Here is a 16,442-nt window from a genome sequence, read left to right as displayed (position 1 = left end):
CTGCCTTACTAGATGCTTGATGCAGATCAAAGTTTGTCCTCAGCAGGCTGGCTATAGTCCAGCCTATGCAAGCCCGTTCTCTGTTCTCTCCGCCGCCGCATATGTCCGATGTCCAGCGCCGGGCACGGCGCCATTTGCTGGCTCAAACCGGGCTCGCATGGCTCATCATGATGCAAGTGATGATGCTGGCGTTTCCAGGATATCTACGGCCTGGTGTGCAGTCTGCCCAATCCCTGCTTGCGCTTCAGGAAGCCATTGTCCTGATGAACTGGCTCAGCCTGATTCTATGTGTGCCGCTAGTGCTGTATTGCGCCTGGCCGGTCTGGCGGGGTGCGTGGGCCAGCCTTGGGCAGGGCCGGGTGGGGATGGATGTGCCGGTTGCATTGGGTATTCTGGCGGCCTTTGTACCCAGTGTCTGGGCCACCTGGCAAGGTGTGGGCGAAGTCTACTTCGATTCGGTCTCCATGTTCGTGGCGTTTTTGCTCAGCGCGCGCTTTCTTCAGTATTGTGCCGGGCAGGCGGTGGGCCAATATGCCCCGATTGATCCGGGCCTGATGCGCCAGGGAGACCGCCTTGCGTTCTGGTTTGTCTGCATTCAGTTGCTACTGGCAGTACTGGTGGGTTTGTGGTGGTGGGTCTGGCAGCCCCAGCATGCGGTGGCAGTCACGGTGGCCTTGCTGGTCATGAGCTGCCCCTGTGCCCTGGCCATGTCCATTCCCGCGGCCCAGGCCGCCCGTCAGGCTGCCTGGCTACGTACTCAGTCTGGCCAATCTGGCCAAACAACGCAAGGTGGTTCAGGTGGTGGCAGCTGTCCTGCTGACGATGCCTGGGCTGAGCACCGGATGCAACAGATCGCTCGTCAAAACTTGATGGGTTCGCTGGCCTGGCATGTGCTGATGACCCCTCTGGCTGCCATGGGCTGGGTGCAGCCCTGGCTGGCTGCCATCACGATGCTGCTGTCTTCCGTCGCCGTTGCTGCCAATGCCTGGCGCCTGGTGCACGACGTGCATCCGCGGGCTTTGCCACAGTTGGCGCGGGCCCGCTAGGTGCGCCATGGATGCTTTGTTTTTGCTGCTGCCCGTCTCCCTGCTGTTTGTGCTGGGGATCGGCGTGGCATTTTGGTGGGCTATCTTTGCCGGCCAGTTTGACGATGCGCAAGAGGCCGGCATGGCCATTTTTCTGGATGATGATGTTGCCTTGCCTGGCACGGGCTCACAAGAAGTTGATGTAAATCAAAACTAACTTCAGCAGTTTCAGGGATTATTCAGCTTGCTGAAAATCAAACGTTTATTTTGTTCTGAGGGGAACACTTATGGCAACGACCGGGCAACCAGGTTCGCCGGCCGAAACCTTCAATTACGGTGTGGTGCGTCAGTTCACCATCGCCACGATCTTCTGGGGTGTCGTCGGCATGGCTGTGGGCGTGCTGATTGCGTCACAATTGATCTGGCCCGAGCTGAATTTCAATACGCCCTGGTTAAGTTATGGCCGTTTGCGCCCCCTGCATACCAATGGGGTCATTTTTGCCTTTGGTGGTAGTGCCCTCTTTGCAACCTCGTATTACGTGGTGCAGCGCACGTGCCAGGTACGGTTGTTCTCAGACAGGCTTGCGGCCTTTACCTTTTGGGGTTGGCAAGCCGTGCTGGTGGGCGCAGTCATCACCCTGCCCATGGGCTTTACGTCCACCAAAGAATACGCCGAGCTTGAATGGCCGCTGGATATCCTGATCACCCTTGTTTGGGTGGCCTATGCCATCGTGTTCTTTGGCACCATTGCCAAGCGTCGTATGCGCCACATTTATGTGGCCAACTGGTTTTTTGGATCCTACATCCTCACCATCGCGATTCTGCATATTTTCAATAACCTCGAGCTCCCGGTATCGGCCTGGAAATCCTATTCCGCCTACGCAGGCGTCCAGGATGCCATGGTGCAATGGTGGTACGGCCATAATGCGGTGGGGTTCTTTCTGACCACCAGTTTCCTGGGCATGATGTATTACTTCGTACCCAAGCAAGCCGGGCGGCCGATTTATTCATATCGGCTGTCGATTGTCCACTTCTGGGCGCTGGCCTTTACCTATATGTGGGCCGGGCCACATCACTTGCTGTACACCTCATTGCCCGACTGGACGCAATCCCTGGGCATGGCGTTTTCGCTGATTCTGTTGGCGCCTTCCTGGGGTGGGATGATCAACGGCATCATGACGGTATCCGGGGCCTGGCATAAGCTGCGCACCGACCCTATCCTCAAGTTCCTGGTCGTGGCGTTGTCCTTTTACGGCATGGCAACCTTCGAGGGGTCGATGATGTCCATCCGTACGGTCAATGCACTTTCGCATTACACCGACTGGACCGTCGGCCACGTGCACGCCGGGGCGCTGGGTTGGGTGGCGATGATCACCTTCGGGTCGCTGTACTACCTGATCCCGCGCCTGTATGGCCGCCAATCCATGGCTCGGCCTGATCTCATCAACCTGCATTTTTGGCTGGCCACGCTGGGCGTGGTGCTGTATATCGCTTCGATGTGGATTGCCGGTGTCATGCAAGGCCTGATGTGGCGGGCCACAGGGGCTGACGGCATGCTCACCTACAGTTTCGTAGAGGTTGTGAAGTCTACCTACCCCTTCTACACCATCCGCATGATCGGCGGCCTGTTCTTCTTGTCGGGCATGTGCCTGATGGCCTGGAACACCTGGCTTACCGTTCGTGGCCAGGAGCGCGTCAATCCTGTGGTGCCGCTTCATGCGCCGGATGCATATTCCGTTTCAACCGCCATACCGGCATCGGCCTAAGGAGTTGACCATGTCTGGCAAGAAAAAACGCTTTTCGCACGAGTTGCTCGAGCGCAATGTCGGGTTGCTGATTCTTTTCAGCATCGTGGTGGTTTCGTTCTCGGGGCTGGTTCAGATCATTCCGCTGTTTTTTCAGCATTCCACCACCACCGCAGTGCCAGGTGTCACTCCCTACGAGCCCCTGCGTCTGGTGGGCCGGGACGTCTATATCCGCGAAGGCTGTGTCGGTTGTCATTCGCAGCAGATCCGCAAGCTGCAATCCGAAGTGCAGCGCTACGGGCCTTACTCGATTGCCGCCGAGTCAGTCTATGAGCGTCCGTTTCTCTGGGGGTCCAAGCGCACAGGCCCTGATCTGGCGCGTGTAGGTCAGCGCTATTCGGATGAATGGCACCGTATCCATCTGCGCAATCCGCGTGATGTGGTGAAAGAATCCAACATGCCTGCTTACGCCTGGCTGCAGCACAACAGTGTCGCTGGCGCCGATGTTCAGGAACGCATGCGGGTGCTGCGCACACTGGGCGTGCCCTATACCGATGAGGATATCGCTGCCGCTCCGGCGCAGCTTAAGGGCAAAACCGAAGAAGACGCCGTGGTGGCTTATTTGCAAGGGCTTGGGGTTGGCGGGCGTGCCGCCGCCGAAAACATCATGACAAGCGGAGGGCGTTGAGATGTTGGCGATCGTCAACGGGTTTGTCACTGTTCTGGCCATGATTACCTTTATTGGCATTGTCTGGTGGGCCTGGTCTGCTCACCGCGTCGAGGCCAATCGTCAGGCGGCGCAGTTGCCATTTTCCCTGCCCGAGGAATATCAAAAAAACCAGCCAATCGGGGATAGCCATGAGTGATTTCATCAGCAGTTTCTGGAGCTACTACATTGCGGTGATTGCCCTGGGCGGTATTGTCTGGTGCGTGTATCTGCTGTTTTCCCAGCGGGCCTGGCTCAAGCGCAATGTGCAGGCCGTCGAGAGCACCGGTCATGTCTGGGACGATGATCTCACCGAGCTCAATAACCCGGTGCCCCGGTGGTGGACGGTGATGTATTTGCTGCTGTGTGCCGCTGCACTAGGGTATCTGGTGCTTTATCCCGGCCTGGGCAGCTACAAGGGTCTGCTTGGTTTTACCGCCGGCCAGGAAGTCGTGCAGGATCAACAGGCGCTCAATATCCGGATTCAGCCGGTCTACGAACGCTTTCGAGAGATGCCTGTCCCCGAGATCGCCAATGACGATCAGGCCCGTACCATTGGGCAACGGCTGTTTCTCAATAACTGTGCACAATGTCACGGTTCTGATGCCAAGGGTGGACGAGGGTTTCCCAATCTGACAGATTCAGACTGGCTGTGGGGCGGAGAACCCGAGCAAATCCTGCAAACCATCACCAAAGGACGCCACGGGGTAATGCCCGCCTGGGCAGCCATGATCAAGCCCGAGGATGCCTCCGCGATTGCGCAGTATGTACGGTCGTTTTCCGGCTTGGCCCACGATCCGCTGCGTCTCAATGCTGGCAAACGGGGGTTTGAAACCTATTGTGCGGCTTGTCACGGAGCAGAAGGCAAGGGTAATCCGCTGATGGGGGCGCCCAACCTGACAGATGGCACCTGGCTGTATGGCAGCTCCGAGGCCACCATCGTGGAAACTATCCTTAATGGACGCGATAACCAGATGCCGGCACAGGAGACCTACCTCACCCCCGAGCAGATCCGTCTGCTGACAGCCTGGGTCTGGGGGCAATCCAACCGTTAGGCTGGCGGGCAAAGATCATGACGAACAAAGACACCTCACCATACAACCAGGCTTCAGGTGCGTCGGACGCCCACTGGCAGCCAGTGCGTCGAATCCGTAAAGGATCCGGCGGTGGAGGTACCTCGCCGCAAGTCGAGAAAGCCCTGGCCGAGGTGCGCTCAAAAATTTATCCACGTTCGGTGCAGGGGCGTTTTGCCCAGATCCGGGTATGGATGGTGTTCTTCACCCAGGCCGTTTTTTACGGTTTACCCTGGATCCAATGGAATGGTCGGCAAGCGGTTCTCTTTGATCTTGCTGCGCGCAAGTTTTACCTGTTTGGCATGGTACTGTGGCCACAGGATGTCATTTATCTTGCCGTGTTGCTGGTGCTGTCGGCGTTTGCGTTGTTTTTGTTTACAGCCATGGCAGGGCGTCTGTTTTGTGGTTATGCCTGTCCACAAACGGTGTACACCGAACTCTTCATGTGGATCGAAACGCGGGTTGAGGGTGACCGGCTGGCGCGCATCCGCCTGGACGAGCAACCCTGGAATGCCCGCAAGCTGCGCCTGAAGGCCACTAAACACGCACTTTGGGTTTTGCTTGCGCTCTGGACAGGCTATACCTTCATCGGCTATTTTGCGCCAGTGCGAGAGTTGGGCGCCCATCTGCTGGCATTTACCCTTGGACCCTGGCAGTGGTTCTGGATGTTGTTCTATGCCTTTGCCACCTGGGGCAATGCGGGCTTCATGCGCGAAGCCGTTTGCAAGTACATGTGCCCGTATGCCCGGTTTCAAAGTGTGATGGTGGACGACGACACGTTTGTGGTCACTTACGATCATGTGCGTGGCGAGCCTCGCGGAGGCCGCTCGCGCAAGATCGACCACAAAGAAGCCGGCATGGGCGATTGCGTCGACTGCAGCCTGTGCGTTCAGGTGTGCCCCACGGGGATTGATATTCGCGATGGCCTGCAATATATGTGCATCGGCTGCGGCGCCTGTGTGGATGCCTGCGACTCTGTCATGGACAAAATGGGCTACGAGCCTGGCCTGATCCGTTACACCTCAGGCAATGCCATCACCGAGCGTCTGTCTCAGCCGCAGGTACGCCGTCGCTTGTTGCGTCCACGCGTGCTGGCGTATTCGGCGCTGCTGGGCGCTATTGCCATTGGCTTTGTGTTCTCTCTGGTCAATCGCACCACCTTGCGTGTGGATGTGATCCGTGATCGCGGGGCGTTGGGGCGTGAGGTGGCCGGTGGTCAGATCGAAAACGTGTATCGCCTGCAGATCATCAACTCTTCCGAAGCGCCGGTTGTGCTCGATCTGTCGGCTGCGGGTGTGGCCGGCTTGCAGTTGCACACAGCCGATGAAGGTGCCACAACCGTGCAGCTTGAGGGCTCCTCCAACAAATTGGTGCCGGTGGTCTTGCGGGCACCGGCAGCGGAGCTTGTCCCCGGTTTGTACGACATCCACTTTCGGGCCGTGGGCCAGCGGGCGGATCAGCAAGACACCACAGTGATAGAGCAATCCAGTTTTTATGTTCCCCGATAAGCCTGTGTCCGCCCCCGTAAAAGATACCCGATTGCTGTCCGAGGGCCAGCCCTGGTGGCGTCATCGCTGGCCCTGGCTATTGTTGCTGGGGCCCGCAATTGTGGTGGTGGCCTGTGTCATCACCATTGTGCTGGCGTTTCATGCCTATGGTGGCCAGGAAATCCATGATGGGGGCGTGCGCCAGGGGCTGGTGGTTGTGCCCCCTGTGCAGGATGCCCGGTAGCGATGTCTGTTGATTCGAGGAGACCCGCATTGAAAACTCATTATCTGATGTGGATTTTATGGCCGTCGTTCTTGATGGCGGGCGTCACCAGTGCCGTGGTGTTTGCGCTCGTGGATCCAATGGACATGATCTTTCTAGAGCAGTTTCGCGCAGGACGGCCAACGGTCTATACCTTCGGGTTTTTCTTGTTTTGGGTCATGGCGGCGCTGTCCAGTGCCCTGACGCTACGGATTGCGCCGCGTGGTGTGTTGCTGGACGAATTTGACGAGCCGCTGGATTAATGCCAGGTGCCGCGCGGTCGCCTGAAGGCGGCCTCTTTGCGAGGTTTCTGGTATTGCTTTAATGCAAGTGGATGCGCAGTTGCCTGCTGGCCAATGGCTGCGGGCTCAGGCGCAATCGCCGCCCGATAGGTTCTGCAGGCCTGTGAGATCCAGAATCTGTACTTCGCGTTGCTGAATGCGGATCAGTCCTTCGCGGGCAAATCGAGAAAATAGCCGGCTCACCGTCTCCAGGGTAAGCCCCAGGAAATTGCCGATTTCTTCGCGGCTCATGCGCAGGAAAAACTGATAAGGCGAGTATCCCAGTACGCTAAGTCGTTGCGACAAATTGAGCAAAAACGCCGCTAGGCGCTGCTCGGAGCGCAAGCCACTGATGGTGAGCAGCTGCTGGTGCGAGCGGCTGATTTCTTTGCTCATGAGGCGGCGCAGTTGCAGGTTGAGGCTGGGCAGTTCAGCAGCTACTTGATCCATTTCATCCAGGCGGATGACGCAGATTTCAGTGTCTTCGAGGGCAATGGCGTGTGATAACTGTGTAGCGTTCATCAGGCCGTCGATGCCAAGAATTTCGCCAGGCAGCAAAAAGCCCGTGATCTGTATCAGGCCGGCAGCATCTTCGATCTGTGTTTTCATCGAGCCCGAGCGCAAGCCGTAGATGGCCTCTGCGGGGTCGCCTTGGCGGTACAGCGTGCGGCCTTTGGGTACGCGCAGACGTTCTTTGATGAGCTCGTCCATCTTGACCACATCATTGCGTGCCATCCCCAGAGGCAGGCAGATTGCATTGAGCATGCACGTCGAGCAGCGGGTGGCGTCGGGTGTCACAGTGACGCGCTTGAGCGACGTCATGCGAGCGACGGGTCTGGCGGCGAAGTTGTTAGCCTGCAAGGTGACATCCAAAAACGGCATGCAAGAAGAAGCCCTGCATATTTAAAGGAATTATAGGTTCTCTGAGGCTATTTTTGTGCCATTTGGCAGGTTAATGCAGGCAACATGCCTCTGTTCCTTGCTTTTTGTCGATGTCGCTGGTGAATCCCCGGTATATCACCTGACAATTCACTGTAAAGTAGCGCTATTGCTTGAAGCCTCTATTTTTTAGGGGTAAAGGCATTCACTTTATTTCATCACGGGGGAAACATGTCAGTGATCCGACACCTTTTTGGCGGCCTTTTACTGGCGGCAATCGGGCTTGGCTTTGGCCCGGCCTGGGCCGATGACGGCCCAGCCGGCCACGGTAGCCAGGACGTCACCTATAAACCGGATGTTACCTTTACATTACGAACTGCCATTGCGGATGGCAAGCTGGTATTTGTTGGTGACAAGGGAGAGCTCGCCGATCAGATCAACCCTGATCTTCGGGTGCCTGAAGGTGCAGTGGTGCAGATCAATCTGATCAATGACGATGGTGCTACCCACGATATAGCAGTGCCGGATTTCAAGGCGCAGTCAGACCATATTTCCGGCAAAGGTGCCGCCACGGCCATTGTGTTTCGTGCGTCCAAAAATGGTACCTTCGAGTACTACTGCACGCTGCCTGGCCACAAGGCGGCCGGGATGGTGGGCAAGGTGATTGTGGGTGACGTTGCCGAAGACACCACACCCAAGGCGCCACAGATTGCACACGACCCCACCCAGGTGGGTACGCCAGTGGGCAAGCGTGGGCCCAAGAAAGTAACGGTTGATCTCCTGACGACCGAGATTGAAGGCCGCCTGGGCGACAACAGCACCTATCGTTTCTGGACGTTTAACAACAAGGTGCCTGGGCCGTTTGTCCGTGTGCGGGTGGGTGACACGGTGACCCTGAACATCACCAATGCCAAAGACAGCACGCATATCCACTCTATCGATTTGCATGCGGTCACGGGTCCTGGCGGCGGGGCGGCTGTCACTCAGGTGGCTCCGGGGCAAACCAAGTCGTTTTCGTTTAAAGCCAATCATGTGGGGCTGTTCGTGTATCACTGCGCCACTCCGATGGTGGCCCAGCACATCACCAATGGCATGTACGGCATGATTCTGGTCGAACCCGAGGGAGGGCTGCCCAAAGTGGATCACGAGTTTTATGTGATGCAGGGCGAGCTCTACACGGCCCGGTCGCACGGTGCCAGTGGCCTGCAAGAGTTCTCTCTCGAGAAGCTGCTGGCCGAGAATCCCGAGCACGTGATGTTCAACGGCTCGATGGATGCCCTGACCAAGGTATACCACATGGAATCCAAAGTGGGCGACACCGTGCGTATCTTCTTTGGTGTGGGTGGTCCCAACCTGATCTCGAGCTTCCACGTCATTGGTGAGGTGTTCGACAAGGTATACGACCAGGCTTCTCTCACCAGCAAGCCCCTGACCGACGTGCAAACCACCATGGTGCCACCCGGTGGCGCCACCATGGTCGAGTTTAAAACCGACTATCCCGGCCGTTATCTGCTGGTGGATCATGCCCTGTCTCGTGCTGAAAAAGGCGTGGGAGGCTTTCTTACTGTCAAAGGCAAGGAAGACCATACGATCTTTCATAGCGACGAGGCGATTGACCCCAACTCGGGGCACTAGTCCTGGTCTGTTGGGCAGGAAGCCTGCCTGACAGCCCGTTTGCATCCAAAGCACCCGAAAGCCGCATCAACACGCGCTTCCGGGTGTTTTTTTATGGCCATGCACAGGGGTAAGAAGGTGCAATCATTCTTGACTCTGATGATTAATAGACTTATGATTTCAGTCGAAATTATTTAGAAGGAGTGGAACTCGCCATGAATACCGAAGCGGGTGCGCAGCAAGCATATGACTTGCGCATCTTGAGAGCCTTACGTCGCATTACTCGGGCAGTGGCCCTGCATTCCCGGCAATTGTCTGCTTGTAATCACATCACAGGCCCGCAACTGGTGTGCTTGCGCACTGTTCTCGACAAAGGTCCGCTAACTGCTACAGCCATCAGCCGCGAGGTTCACGTCAGTGCCAGTACGGTGGTAGGTATTCTGGATCGCCTCGAAGACAAAGGTCTGATCGTCCGCGAGCGCGGCCGTGCCGACCGTCGCATTGTCTTTGTCAGTGCTACAGATGCTGGTCGGCAGCTGGCCCACGATACTCCTTCACCTTTGCAGCAAAAGCTGGCAGAGTCCCTTAACGCGCTGCCGGAACTCGAACAGGCCACCATTACGCTCTCGCTTGAGCGGGTGGTGGATCTAATTGAAGCTGGTACCGATCTGATCCCGGCCTCAGAAGCACAATCGCCCATGCTGGATGTCCCAGTGACGGGAGTGGCTCCCGAGTCTGGGTTGGTGGTTTGAGTACAGACACTCTTTCGCCGGGGGATGCCGCTTTCCGGCTGCGTCTTCCCGGCAGGCCCGACGGGCTAGCGATGCATCAGTTGGTGGCACAGTGCCCACCGCTGGATCTCAACTCTGTTTATCTGTATTTATTGCTGGCAGAGCATTTTTCCGATACCTGCATCGTTGCCCAGGATGAAGACGGCCTGTTGGGGATGGTGTCCGGCTATATCCCACCAAGGCGCAGTGATGTGCTCTTTATATGGCAAGTGGCGGTGCACCCGCGGGCCCGAGGTCGGGGTCTGGGGTCGAAGATGCTGCTTGGCTTGCTGGAGCGCCCTGGCCTTGGCGCCGTACGTTGGGTAGAAACCACTGTCAGTCCGGGCAATCAGGCGTCGCGGCGTCTGTTCTCCCGTCTGGCCAGGCGATTGCAGGCCCCGATTAAAGAGCACGAGTTGTTTGGGGTTGATCTTTTTGGTGCTGACGCGCATGAGGCTGAACCTCTGTTGCGTATTGGTCCCTTTTCCTTGTCGGCAGTGCGTTGAGTTGCTGTCGTCTATTCGAACGTCAACAAGGAGGGTAGTATGGATTTAAAAATTTTTGACCGGATGGAGTCGGAAGTCAGAGGCTACATTCGGTCGTTTCCGGTCATTTTTTCAAAGGCGCGGGGTTCAGAGCTTATCGACGAGGCTGGCAAGTGCTATATCGATTTTTTCAGTGGTGCAGGTACCCTCAATTACGGCCATAACAATCCGGCCTTGCGCGAGCGCATGGTGGATTATCTGGGTTCTGATGGTGTGGTGCACGGGCTGGATATGGCTACCAGCGCCAAAAAGTATTTTTTACAGACCATGGATCGGCTGATTCTCAAGCCTCGCGGTCTGGAGTACACCCTGCAGTTTACGGGGCCCACTGGCACCAATGCGGTCGAGGCGGCACTCAAGCTTGCCCGTCAGGTCAAGGGCCGGCAAAACGTCATTTCGTTTACGCACGGGTTTCATGGGGTGTCGGGAGGCTCTCTGGCGGCTACGGCCAACCAGAAGTTTCGTAAGGCGGCGGGCGTGGCCCTGGGCAACACCAGTTTCATGCCGTTTGATGGCTACTTCGGGCCGGATGTCAACACCATGGCCTACCTCGAGCGTATGCTCGATGACCCCAGCAGTGGTCTGGATCACCCCGCAGCAGTCATTGTCGAGACAGTGCAGGGCGAAGGTGGCGTCAATGTGGCTTCGCAACATTGGCTGCGCGAGCTGGAGCGCCTCTGCCGCCGGCATGACATGCTGTTGATTGTCGATGACATCCAGGTGGGCTGCGGGCGCACCGGCAGCTTCTTCAGTTTTGAGGCTGCGGGCATATCACCCGATATTGTCACCTTGTCGAAATCCTTGTCCGGGTTTGGTCTGCCGATGTCGCTGGTGCTGTTCAAACCCGAGCTGGATATCTGGCAGCCTGGGGCCCATAGCGGCACGTTCCGCGGCAACAACCTGGCATTTGTGACGGCCGCACAGGCGATGGAAACCTACTGGTCGGATAAAACATTGTCTGATGGGGTTGCAGCCAAAGAGCGCCTGGTGCGCGACTGGCTGGAAAATCTGGTTCACAGCTGCCGTGGTGCCGGTCTGTCGGTGCGTGGCCGTGGCCTGATCCAGGGCCTGGTGACGCCTGTGGGCGACGATATCGCCAACAAGATTGCGCACCGCGCTTTTGAAGAAGGCGTGGTGATCGAAACCTCTGGTGCTCATGATGAGGTTCTGAAAGTATTGCCGGCCTTGACCATCCCCTATGAGCAACTGGAGCAGGGGCTTGAAGTGATTGAACGTTGCGCCAATGATGTGCTGTCCTCGATGGGCAAACAGCCACGAGTGCTGAAAGTGGCAGGAGGTAACGCATGATTGTCCGTAACGTCAATGATGTTATCGGAACAGAGCAGGAAATCATCACCGATAACTGGACCAGCCGCCGGGTCTTGCTGGCGGACGACAAGATGGGGTTTTCCTTCCACGAAACCATTATCTTTCCAGGAACGGAGACACACATCCACTACCAGAATCACCTGGAAGCCGTTTGGTGTGTCGAGGGCGATGGCGAAATCGAAACCATCGCCGATGGTAAGAAATATGCCCTCGGCCCGGGTGTCGTGTACGCGCTGGATCAGCATGACGATCATTGGTTGCGTGGGGGCGAAAAGCCCTTGCGCGTGATCTGCGTGTTTAATCCGCCACTAACCGGGCGAGAAGTCCATGACGCCTCCGGTGTGTATCCCCTCGAAACCACCGCCTAGTTGTTGTGCAAAGCAGGTCGCCCAACGGCCCGCATTGATGGCGGGCCGTCGGCTTTTGAGCAGGAGAATTCATCATGAGAGATAGTTATGTTTCGCGTGTCGGGCGTGCCGCTGCGCTGATTGCACGCTGCGATCCGGTGGTTTACGAAGAAGGCCAGTATGCGCATGCGCTTACTCCCGAGCAGTTGCAGTCTTATGAACAAAATGGCTTTTTGGTCTTGCCTGAAGTGCTGACGGCACAAGAGGTGAACGCCTTGCGTGAGGAAGCCACTAGCCTGGAAAACAACCCTGCGGTGCAGGAGGGCAAAGAAGTCATCCGTGAGCCAGGCGGTACGGCCCTGCGTTCGATTTTTCGTGTGCATCAGCTGGGCCGGCGTCTGGCAGATCTGCCTCGAGACCCCCGCTTTCTGGAGGTGGCGCGTCAGATCCTGGGCTCCGAGGTCTATATCCATCAATCACGCGTCAATATGAAGCCGGCACTGGATGGCAAAGAGTTTTATTGGCACTCGGATTTTGAAACCTGGCACGTTGAAGACGGCATGCCTGCGATGCGGGCGCTGAGCTGCTCTGTTTTACTTACCGACAACACGCCATTTAATGGGCCGCTCACGTTGATACCGGGATCGCACCGGCAGTTTGTGGCGTGCGTGGGTGAAACCCCAGAAGAAAATTACAAAACATCGCTGCGACGTCAGGATATCGGTGTGCCGGATCCCCTGAGCCTGCGTATGCTGGCAGAGCAGGGCGGTCTGCAGGCAGTGACTGCGCCGGCTGGGTCTGTGGTGTTCTTCGACTGCAATACGCTGCACAGCTCGGGGGGCAATTTGTCGCCTTGGGCGCGCAGCAATATATTTATGGTCTATAACAGCGTTGAAAATCAGCTGGTGGCGCCATTTCATGGCATGGCACCCCGGCCCGAGCACATTGCGGCCCGGAAAGACATCAAGGCACTTTCGGCCCTGGCAGTGGCCGCCTAATTGCCGCCCTGGCGTGCTTCCATGAATGTTCTCAGGAAGTCGCGGGTCCGCTCCTCTTGAGGAGCGGTAAAGATCTCTTCGGGTGTGCCTTGCTCGACCACAACACCTTTGTCAAAGAAGCACACCCGGTCAGAGATCTGGCGGGCAAACTCCATTTCGTGTGTCACCAGCAGCATGGTCAGGTCGTGCTCTTCAGAGAGCCGTTGAATGACGGTCAGTACTTCGCCCACCAGTTCCGGATCCAGTGCTGAAGTGGGTTCATCGAACAGCATGATGTTGGGGCGTGTGGCCAGTGCCCGGGCAATGGCCACACGCTGTTGCTGGCCGCCCGAGAGCTGACTGGGAAATTTTTCGGCGTGCTCTGTCATGCCCACTAGATCCAGATACTCGTAAGCACGCTTGCGTGCCTTTTCGCGCGACAGCCCCAGGACGTGGATGGGGGATTCGGTGATATTGCGTAGCACTGTCATGTGCGGAAACAGGTTGAATTGCTGAAACACCATGCCCATCTCCTTGCGCATCACCCGAAGGTGCGCCTGGCTGGCGGGCACGATCTTGTCATCCCGGTATTCATGCCACAGAGGCTTTCCGGCAACGTAAATCAGGCCATCATCGATGGTTTCCAGTGTCATCAGAATCCGCAATACAGTGGATTTGCCTGATCCGGAAGGCCCGATGATGGTGACTTTCTCTCCTTTGGCCACTTCAAAATCAAGCTGATTCAATACCGTGGCTTCGCCAAAGCGCTTGACGACCTTATCCATAACAATGATGGGTTCTTGCAAAGGGGCTTGCGTCGTTGTGTTCATGTTTGAGCGTGCTCCGTTGAGGCGTTGAAACTGGCGAGACCTAGCCGCGCAGCGGAATACCGCGCTTGGGCAAATGCTCATCCAGGTACCGCACTCCGGCCGAGGCGATCAGCGTGAGGATCAGATAAAGAATGCCCACCATGGTAAGGGGCACCATGTAATTGAAGCTGCGATCGCCAATAATGCGGGCGACGTTCAGCATCTCGAGGATGGAAACCACTGAAAGGACCGGGACGTCTTTCATGATGGACACCAGGTAATTGCCTAGCGCAGGGATGATGCGGGGAATTGCCTGGGGCAGAATAATGACGCCAAAGGTTCGGATGGGCGAGATATCCAGCGCGCGGGCCGCCTCGGTTTGGCCATGGGTGATGGATTCGAGCCCTGCGCGGTAGACCTCTGACATATATGCGCTGTATTGCACGCCCAGAGCCAGTGCACCGGTTAAAAACGCCGGCAGTACCAGGCCATATTCGGGGAGTACGTAGTACAGAAAAAACAGCTGTACCAGTAGCGGGGTGTCGCGCAGAAATTCGGTCAGCAGCCGGGCGGGCCACGAGATGATCCGCAGGCGTGCTCCCTTGAGGCCGGCCAGCACCAGGCCAAGCAGCGCACCCACCACAAATCCCAGCAAGGTGGCTTCGATGGTCACCAGCATGCCGTGCAGCAGAATAGGCAAGATCGACCAGGCAAAAACCCAGTCATTTGCGGTGTTCCATTCGATGCCAAATAGCATGCCGAGTTCCTGTGTGCAACTGGGATGGATGGCTGATTGGCGCCGGCTTCACCCCATGATGAAAGATGTGTGGGTGCTAGATTCTTTTTTGGCGCCAGCGGCCCACGCGGATCTCCAGAACCCGCATCAGGCCGGCCAGAACCAATGCCATGCCGAAATACATCAGGAGTAGCAGGGTATAGATGGAGACGCTGTCCTGGGTCAAGTTGCGGATGCGCTCGGCCTGAAAAGCCATGTCGCCCAATCCGATCAGCGACACCAGGGCAGTGTCTTTCAGGTTCTGAACCGCCAGGTTGCTGAAGCTGGGCAGCATTTCAGGGACGGCCTGAGGCAGGGCAATACGCCACAGGGTTTGTCGTGGGGTGAAGTCCAGTGCCTTGGCGGCTTCGTACTGGTTATTGGGCACCGCCTGGATGGCGCCGCGCACCACCTCTGCACCATAGGCACCGATGTTCAGGCTGAGTGCCAGGGTTCCTGCCGCCACTGCGGGCAGACGCAAATCAATACCCAGAGACTGACCCAGCACCGGCAGAGCAAAAAACAGCCAGAACAGTTGCACCAGCAGCGAGGTGCCGCGAAACACCTCGATCATGGCGATGGACAGCCAACGAAAGACGATGTTGTGCGAAAGCCGTCCAACGCCAAACAGAAACGAAAACACAGCCCCCAGGATGGTCGAGTACACGGTCAGCTCGACCGTGACCCTGGCCCCAACCAGAAGGGGCTGCAGATAAGCAGTCCATTCCATGAGTAAAGGTCTTAGCCCTTACACAACTGGGCGGTGGAGCGCTCGAAGGACTGGGAGGCGTCTTCAGCTGAGAAACCATACTCGGCCATGATTTTTTTCCAGCCATCAGTTTTCTTGAACTTTGCGAGTTCGGCGTTCACTGCGTCACGCAATGCCGTGGAATCCTTGGCAAAGGTAAAGCCGCCCCAGCTGCGCACGGGCGCGCCATCCACCACTGGGTCCTTGAAGTCTGCGGCTGCCTCGACCTTCTCTTTTCCTTTGAGTGCCAATTGGCTGACCGTCAGGCTGGTGGCTGCATAACCATCAGCGCGACCCGTGGATACCGTGGAAATCGCATCCGCGTTGCTGGAGATTGTGACGATCTGGTCGGCTGGCACCTTGAGCGCCTGCAGCATTTCTAGCTGATCAGCACCTGCCATGATGGCGATCTTGTTGCCGGAATCCTTGAAGCTGGCGTAATCATGCAGGTTCTTGGGGTTGCCCTTGGCGACCAGCAGCCCCTCGCCATACGAGCTGTCTGGCTCGGAGAACAGAACTTGTTCGCAGCGTTGGGGCAGGATGGCCATTTCGGCAGCCACCATATCGTAACGGTTGGCCTGCAGACCAGGGATCAGTGAGCCAAAACTGGTGGTGGTCCATTCGATGTTCTTGATGCCCAGGGCGTGGGCGATGTGGGTGGCCACATCGGGGCCTACGCCCTTGGCCTGGCCGTTAAGATCCATGTACCCGTAAGGGATCTCATTGGCAACCGCAATGCGGATCGTGTCGGACTTCTGGATGGCAGCCAGATCTGCAGCCTGCGAGGCGGCCCCCAAACCCAGCACACTGGCGGTGGTAATGGCCATCAGGCAGGTTTTCAGTGTCGTTTTCATATGGGTCTCCTGGTGCTTAATGTCTACACATCAAACCATTGTTATACGAACGATGCATTATAGAATGATTAGAGTACGAATCAATTCTTATATAAGAATTGCCTGGCGCTTGCTGTCCCGTTTTTGCTGTGCTAGGATTAGCTAATGCACGCGACCCTATATTTCTTTTATTTTTTTACGTTTCCAAAGCCGCTGGTGGAGGAAGGGAATCGCTGT

The 16,442-nt window shown here is 57.0% G+C and carries 20 protein-coding genes; 15 read left to right on the top strand and 5 right to left on the bottom strand.

Annotated features, from left to right (window positions below):
* Nucleotides 1-65: 65 nt before the first annotated feature.
* The 9 genes from WA928_RS07695 to WA928_RS07655 all read left to right on the top strand — a co-directional run bounded on the left by WA928_RS07695 (nt 66) and on the right by WA928_RS07655 (nt 6,561).
* Nucleotides 66-1,046 carry a hypothetical protein gene (locus WA928_RS07695; protein ID WP_424301773.1) on the top strand — a complete coding sequence of 327 codons (981 nt, stop codon included), beginning with the start codon at nt 66-68 and terminating at the stop codon, nt 1,044-1,046.
* Between the two features lie 7 nt (nt 1,047-1,053).
* Nucleotides 1,054-1,242 carry a cbb3-type cytochrome oxidase assembly protein CcoS gene (ccoS, locus tag WA928_RS07690; RefSeq protein ID WP_424301770.1) on the top strand — a complete coding sequence of 63 codons (189 nt, stop codon included), beginning with the start codon at nt 1,054-1,056 and terminating at the stop codon, nt 1,240-1,242.
* A gap of 70 nt (nt 1,243-1,312) precedes the next feature.
* The gene (gene ccoN, locus WA928_RS07685) at nt 1,313-2,791 is read left to right on the top strand and encodes a cytochrome-c oxidase, cbb3-type subunit I (RefSeq protein ID WP_424301767.1); all 1,479 of its coding nucleotides are present in this window, start codon (nt 1,313-1,315) and stop codon (nt 2,789-2,791) included.
* Between the two features lie 10 nt (nt 2,792-2,801).
* Complete coding sequence (gene ccoO, locus WA928_RS07680; RefSeq protein WP_424301764.1) at nt 2,802-3,458, top strand: cytochrome-c oxidase, cbb3-type subunit II; 657 nt, start codon at nt 2,802-2,804, stop codon at nt 3,456-3,458.
* Between the two features lies 1 nt (nt 3,459).
* On the top strand, nt 3,460-3,636 hold the full coding sequence (locus WA928_RS07675; protein ID WP_424301761.1) for a cbb3-type cytochrome oxidase subunit 3: 177 nt from the start codon (nt 3,460-3,462) through the stop codon (nt 3,634-3,636).
* Nucleotides 3,629-4,531, top strand: a complete 903-nt coding sequence (gene ccoP / locus WA928_RS07670; protein WP_424301758.1) for a cytochrome-c oxidase, cbb3-type subunit III — start codon at nt 3,629-3,631, stop codon at nt 4,529-4,531. Before WA928_RS07675 ends, ccoP begins: the two co-directional genes overlap by 8 nt.
* Before the next feature lie 17 nt (nt 4,532-4,548).
* Nucleotides 4,549-6,057 carry a cytochrome c oxidase accessory protein CcoG gene (ccoG, locus tag WA928_RS07665; protein WP_424301755.1) on the top strand — a complete coding sequence of 503 codons (1,509 nt, stop codon included), beginning with the start codon at nt 4,549-4,551 and terminating at the stop codon, nt 6,055-6,057.
* A 4-nt stretch (nt 6,058-6,061) separates the two neighbouring features.
* Nucleotides 6,062-6,280 carry a hypothetical protein gene (locus WA928_RS07660; protein ID WP_424301753.1) on the top strand — a complete coding sequence of 73 codons (219 nt, stop codon included), beginning with the start codon at nt 6,062-6,064 and terminating at the stop codon, nt 6,278-6,280.
* A 47-nt stretch (nt 6,281-6,327) separates the two neighbouring features.
* Nucleotides 6,328-6,561, top strand: a complete 234-nt coding sequence (locus WA928_RS07655) for a hypothetical protein (protein ID WP_424302503.1) — start codon at nt 6,328-6,330, stop codon at nt 6,559-6,561.
* Nucleotides 6,562-6,666: 105 nt separating this feature from the next.
* Here the strand turns inward: WA928_RS07655 and WA928_RS07650 are convergent, their stop codons facing one another.
* Nucleotides 6,667-7,401 carry a helix-turn-helix domain-containing protein gene (locus tag WA928_RS07650; protein ID WP_424302500.1) on the bottom strand — a complete coding sequence of 245 codons (735 nt, stop codon included), beginning with the start codon at nt 7,399-7,401 and terminating at the stop codon, nt 6,667-6,669.
* Between the two features lie 288 nt (nt 7,402-7,689).
* Between WA928_RS07650 and nirK the strand changes: the two genes are divergently transcribed.
* The 6 genes from nirK to thpD all read left to right on the top strand — a co-directional run bounded on the left by nirK (nt 7,690) and on the right by thpD (nt 13,061).
* Nucleotides 7,690-9,093, top strand: coding sequence for a copper-containing nitrite reductase (gene nirK, locus WA928_RS07645; RefSeq protein WP_424301750.1), 1,404 nt, complete (start codon nt 7,690-7,692; stop codon nt 9,091-9,093).
* A gap of 194 nt (nt 9,094-9,287) precedes the next feature.
* A complete protein-coding gene (locus WA928_RS07640) occupies nt 9,288-9,824 on the top strand; it encodes a MarR family winged helix-turn-helix transcriptional regulator (RefSeq protein WP_424301747.1) in 537 nt (178 codons plus the stop codon).
* Nucleotides 9,821-10,348: a diaminobutyrate acetyltransferase gene (gene ectA, locus WA928_RS07635; RefSeq protein ID WP_424301744.1), complete on the top strand. Its 528-nt coding sequence runs from the start codon at nt 9,821-9,823 to the stop codon at nt 10,346-10,348. The genes WA928_RS07640 and ectA overlap by 4 nt, the downstream gene beginning before the upstream one ends.
* 39 nt (nt 10,349-10,387) lie before the next feature.
* Nucleotides 10,388-11,695: a diaminobutyrate--2-oxoglutarate transaminase gene (gene ectB / locus WA928_RS07630; RefSeq protein ID WP_424301741.1), complete on the top strand. Its 1,308-nt coding sequence runs from the start codon at nt 10,388-10,390 to the stop codon at nt 11,693-11,695.
* Entirely contained in the window at nt 11,692-12,084 is a 393-nt protein-coding gene (locus WA928_RS07625; RefSeq protein ID WP_424301738.1) for an ectoine synthase, read from the top strand. Before ectB ends, WA928_RS07625 begins: the two co-directional genes overlap by 4 nt.
* A 74-nt stretch (nt 12,085-12,158) precedes the next feature.
* Nucleotides 12,159-13,061: an ectoine hydroxylase gene (gene thpD / locus WA928_RS07620; protein WP_424301735.1), complete on the top strand. Its 903-nt coding sequence runs from the start codon at nt 12,159-12,161 to the stop codon at nt 13,059-13,061.
* On the opposite strand, the gene ehuA is transcribed toward thpD, so the two are convergent.
* From ehuA to ehuB, 4 genes are all read right to left on the bottom strand, one after another.
* Nucleotides 13,058-13,870 carry an ectoine/hydroxyectoine ABC transporter ATP-binding protein EhuA gene (gene ehuA / locus WA928_RS07615; RefSeq protein WP_424301732.1) on the bottom strand — a complete coding sequence of 271 codons (813 nt, stop codon included), beginning with the start codon at nt 13,868-13,870 and terminating at the stop codon, nt 13,058-13,060. The genes thpD and ehuA overlap by 4 nt on opposite strands.
* 40 nt (nt 13,871-13,910) lie before the next feature.
* Entirely contained in the window at nt 13,911-14,606 is a 696-nt protein-coding gene (gene ehuD / locus WA928_RS07610; RefSeq protein WP_424301729.1) for an ectoine/hydroxyectoine ABC transporter permease subunit EhuD, read from the bottom strand.
* Between the two features lie 76 nt (nt 14,607-14,682).
* The gene (gene ehuC, locus WA928_RS07605; protein WP_424301726.1) at nt 14,683-15,354 is read right to left on the bottom strand and encodes an ectoine/hydroxyectoine ABC transporter permease subunit EhuC; all 672 of its coding nucleotides are present in this window, start codon (nt 15,352-15,354) and stop codon (nt 14,683-14,685) included.
* An 11-nt stretch (nt 15,355-15,365) separates the two neighbouring features.
* Complete coding sequence (gene ehuB, locus WA928_RS07600; protein WP_424301723.1) at nt 15,366-16,226, bottom strand: ectoine/hydroxyectoine ABC transporter substrate-binding protein EhuB; 861 nt, start codon at nt 16,224-16,226, stop codon at nt 15,366-15,368.
* Nucleotides 16,227-16,442 lie beyond the last annotated feature (216 nt).

Origin of the sequence: Castellaniella sp. (assembly GCF_049651205.1) — a bacterium.
In the GTDB taxonomy this organism is placed as follows: Bacteria; Pseudomonadota; Gammaproteobacteria; order Burkholderiales; family Burkholderiaceae_B; genus Castellaniella.
This window is presented reverse-complemented; position numbering and strand designations above follow the sequence as displayed.

Bases quoted from the DNA above. Each gene is read 5' to 3' on its own strand.
- WA928_RS07640 (WP_424301747.1), top strand. From the start codon at position 9,288: ATGAATACCGAAGCGGGTGCGCAGCAAGCATATGACTTGCGCATCTTG.
- ehuD (WP_424301729.1), bottom strand. From the start codon at position 14,606: ATGCTATTTGGCATCGAATGGAACACCGCAAATGACTGGGTTTTTGCC.
- ccoP (WP_424301758.1), top strand. From the start codon at position 3,629: ATGAGTGATTTCATCAGCAGTTTCTGGAGCTACTACATTGCGGTGATT.
- ectB (WP_424301741.1), top strand. From the start codon at position 10,388: ATGGATTTAAAAATTTTTGACCGGATGGAGTCGGAAGTCAGAGGCTAC.
- ccoN (WP_424301767.1), top strand. From the start codon at position 1,313: ATGGCAACGACCGGGCAACCAGGTTCGCCGGCCGAAACCTTCAATTAC.
- ehuC (WP_424301726.1), bottom strand. From the start codon at position 15,354: ATGGAATGGACTGCTTATCTGCAGCCCCTTCTGGTTGGGGCCAGGGTC.
- nirK (WP_424301750.1), top strand. From the start codon at position 7,690: ATGTCAGTGATCCGACACCTTTTTGGCGGCCTTTTACTGGCGGCAATC.
- WA928_RS07625 (WP_424301738.1), top strand. From the start codon at position 11,692: ATGATTGTCCGTAACGTCAATGATGTTATCGGAACAGAGCAGGAAATC.
- ehuA (WP_424301732.1), bottom strand. From the start codon at position 13,870: ATGAACACAACGACGCAAGCCCCTTTGCAAGAACCCATCATTGTTATG.
- ehuB (WP_424301723.1), bottom strand. From the start codon at position 16,226: ATGAAAACGACACTGAAAACCTGCCTGATGGCCATTACCACCGCCAGT.
- ccoG (WP_424301755.1), top strand. From the start codon at position 4,549: ATGACGAACAAAGACACCTCACCATACAACCAGGCTTCAGGTGCGTCG.
- WA928_RS07675 (WP_424301761.1), top strand. From the start codon at position 3,460: ATGTTGGCGATCGTCAACGGGTTTGTCACTGTTCTGGCCATGATTACC.
- ccoO (WP_424301764.1), top strand. From the start codon at position 2,802: ATGTCTGGCAAGAAAAAACGCTTTTCGCACGAGTTGCTCGAGCGCAAT.
- WA928_RS07655 (WP_424302503.1), top strand. From the start codon at position 6,328: ATGTGGATTTTATGGCCGTCGTTCTTGATGGCGGGCGTCACCAGTGCC.
- WA928_RS07695 (WP_424301773.1), top strand. From the start codon at position 66: ATGCAAGCCCGTTCTCTGTTCTCTCCGCCGCCGCATATGTCCGATGTC.
- ccoS (WP_424301770.1), top strand. From the start codon at position 1,054: ATGGATGCTTTGTTTTTGCTGCTGCCCGTCTCCCTGCTGTTTGTGCTG.
- WA928_RS07650 (WP_424302500.1), bottom strand. From the start codon at position 7,401: ATGACGTCGCTCAAGCGCGTCACTGTGACACCCGACGCCACCCGCTGC.
- thpD (WP_424301735.1), top strand. From the start codon at position 12,159: ATGAGAGATAGTTATGTTTCGCGTGTCGGGCGTGCCGCTGCGCTGATT.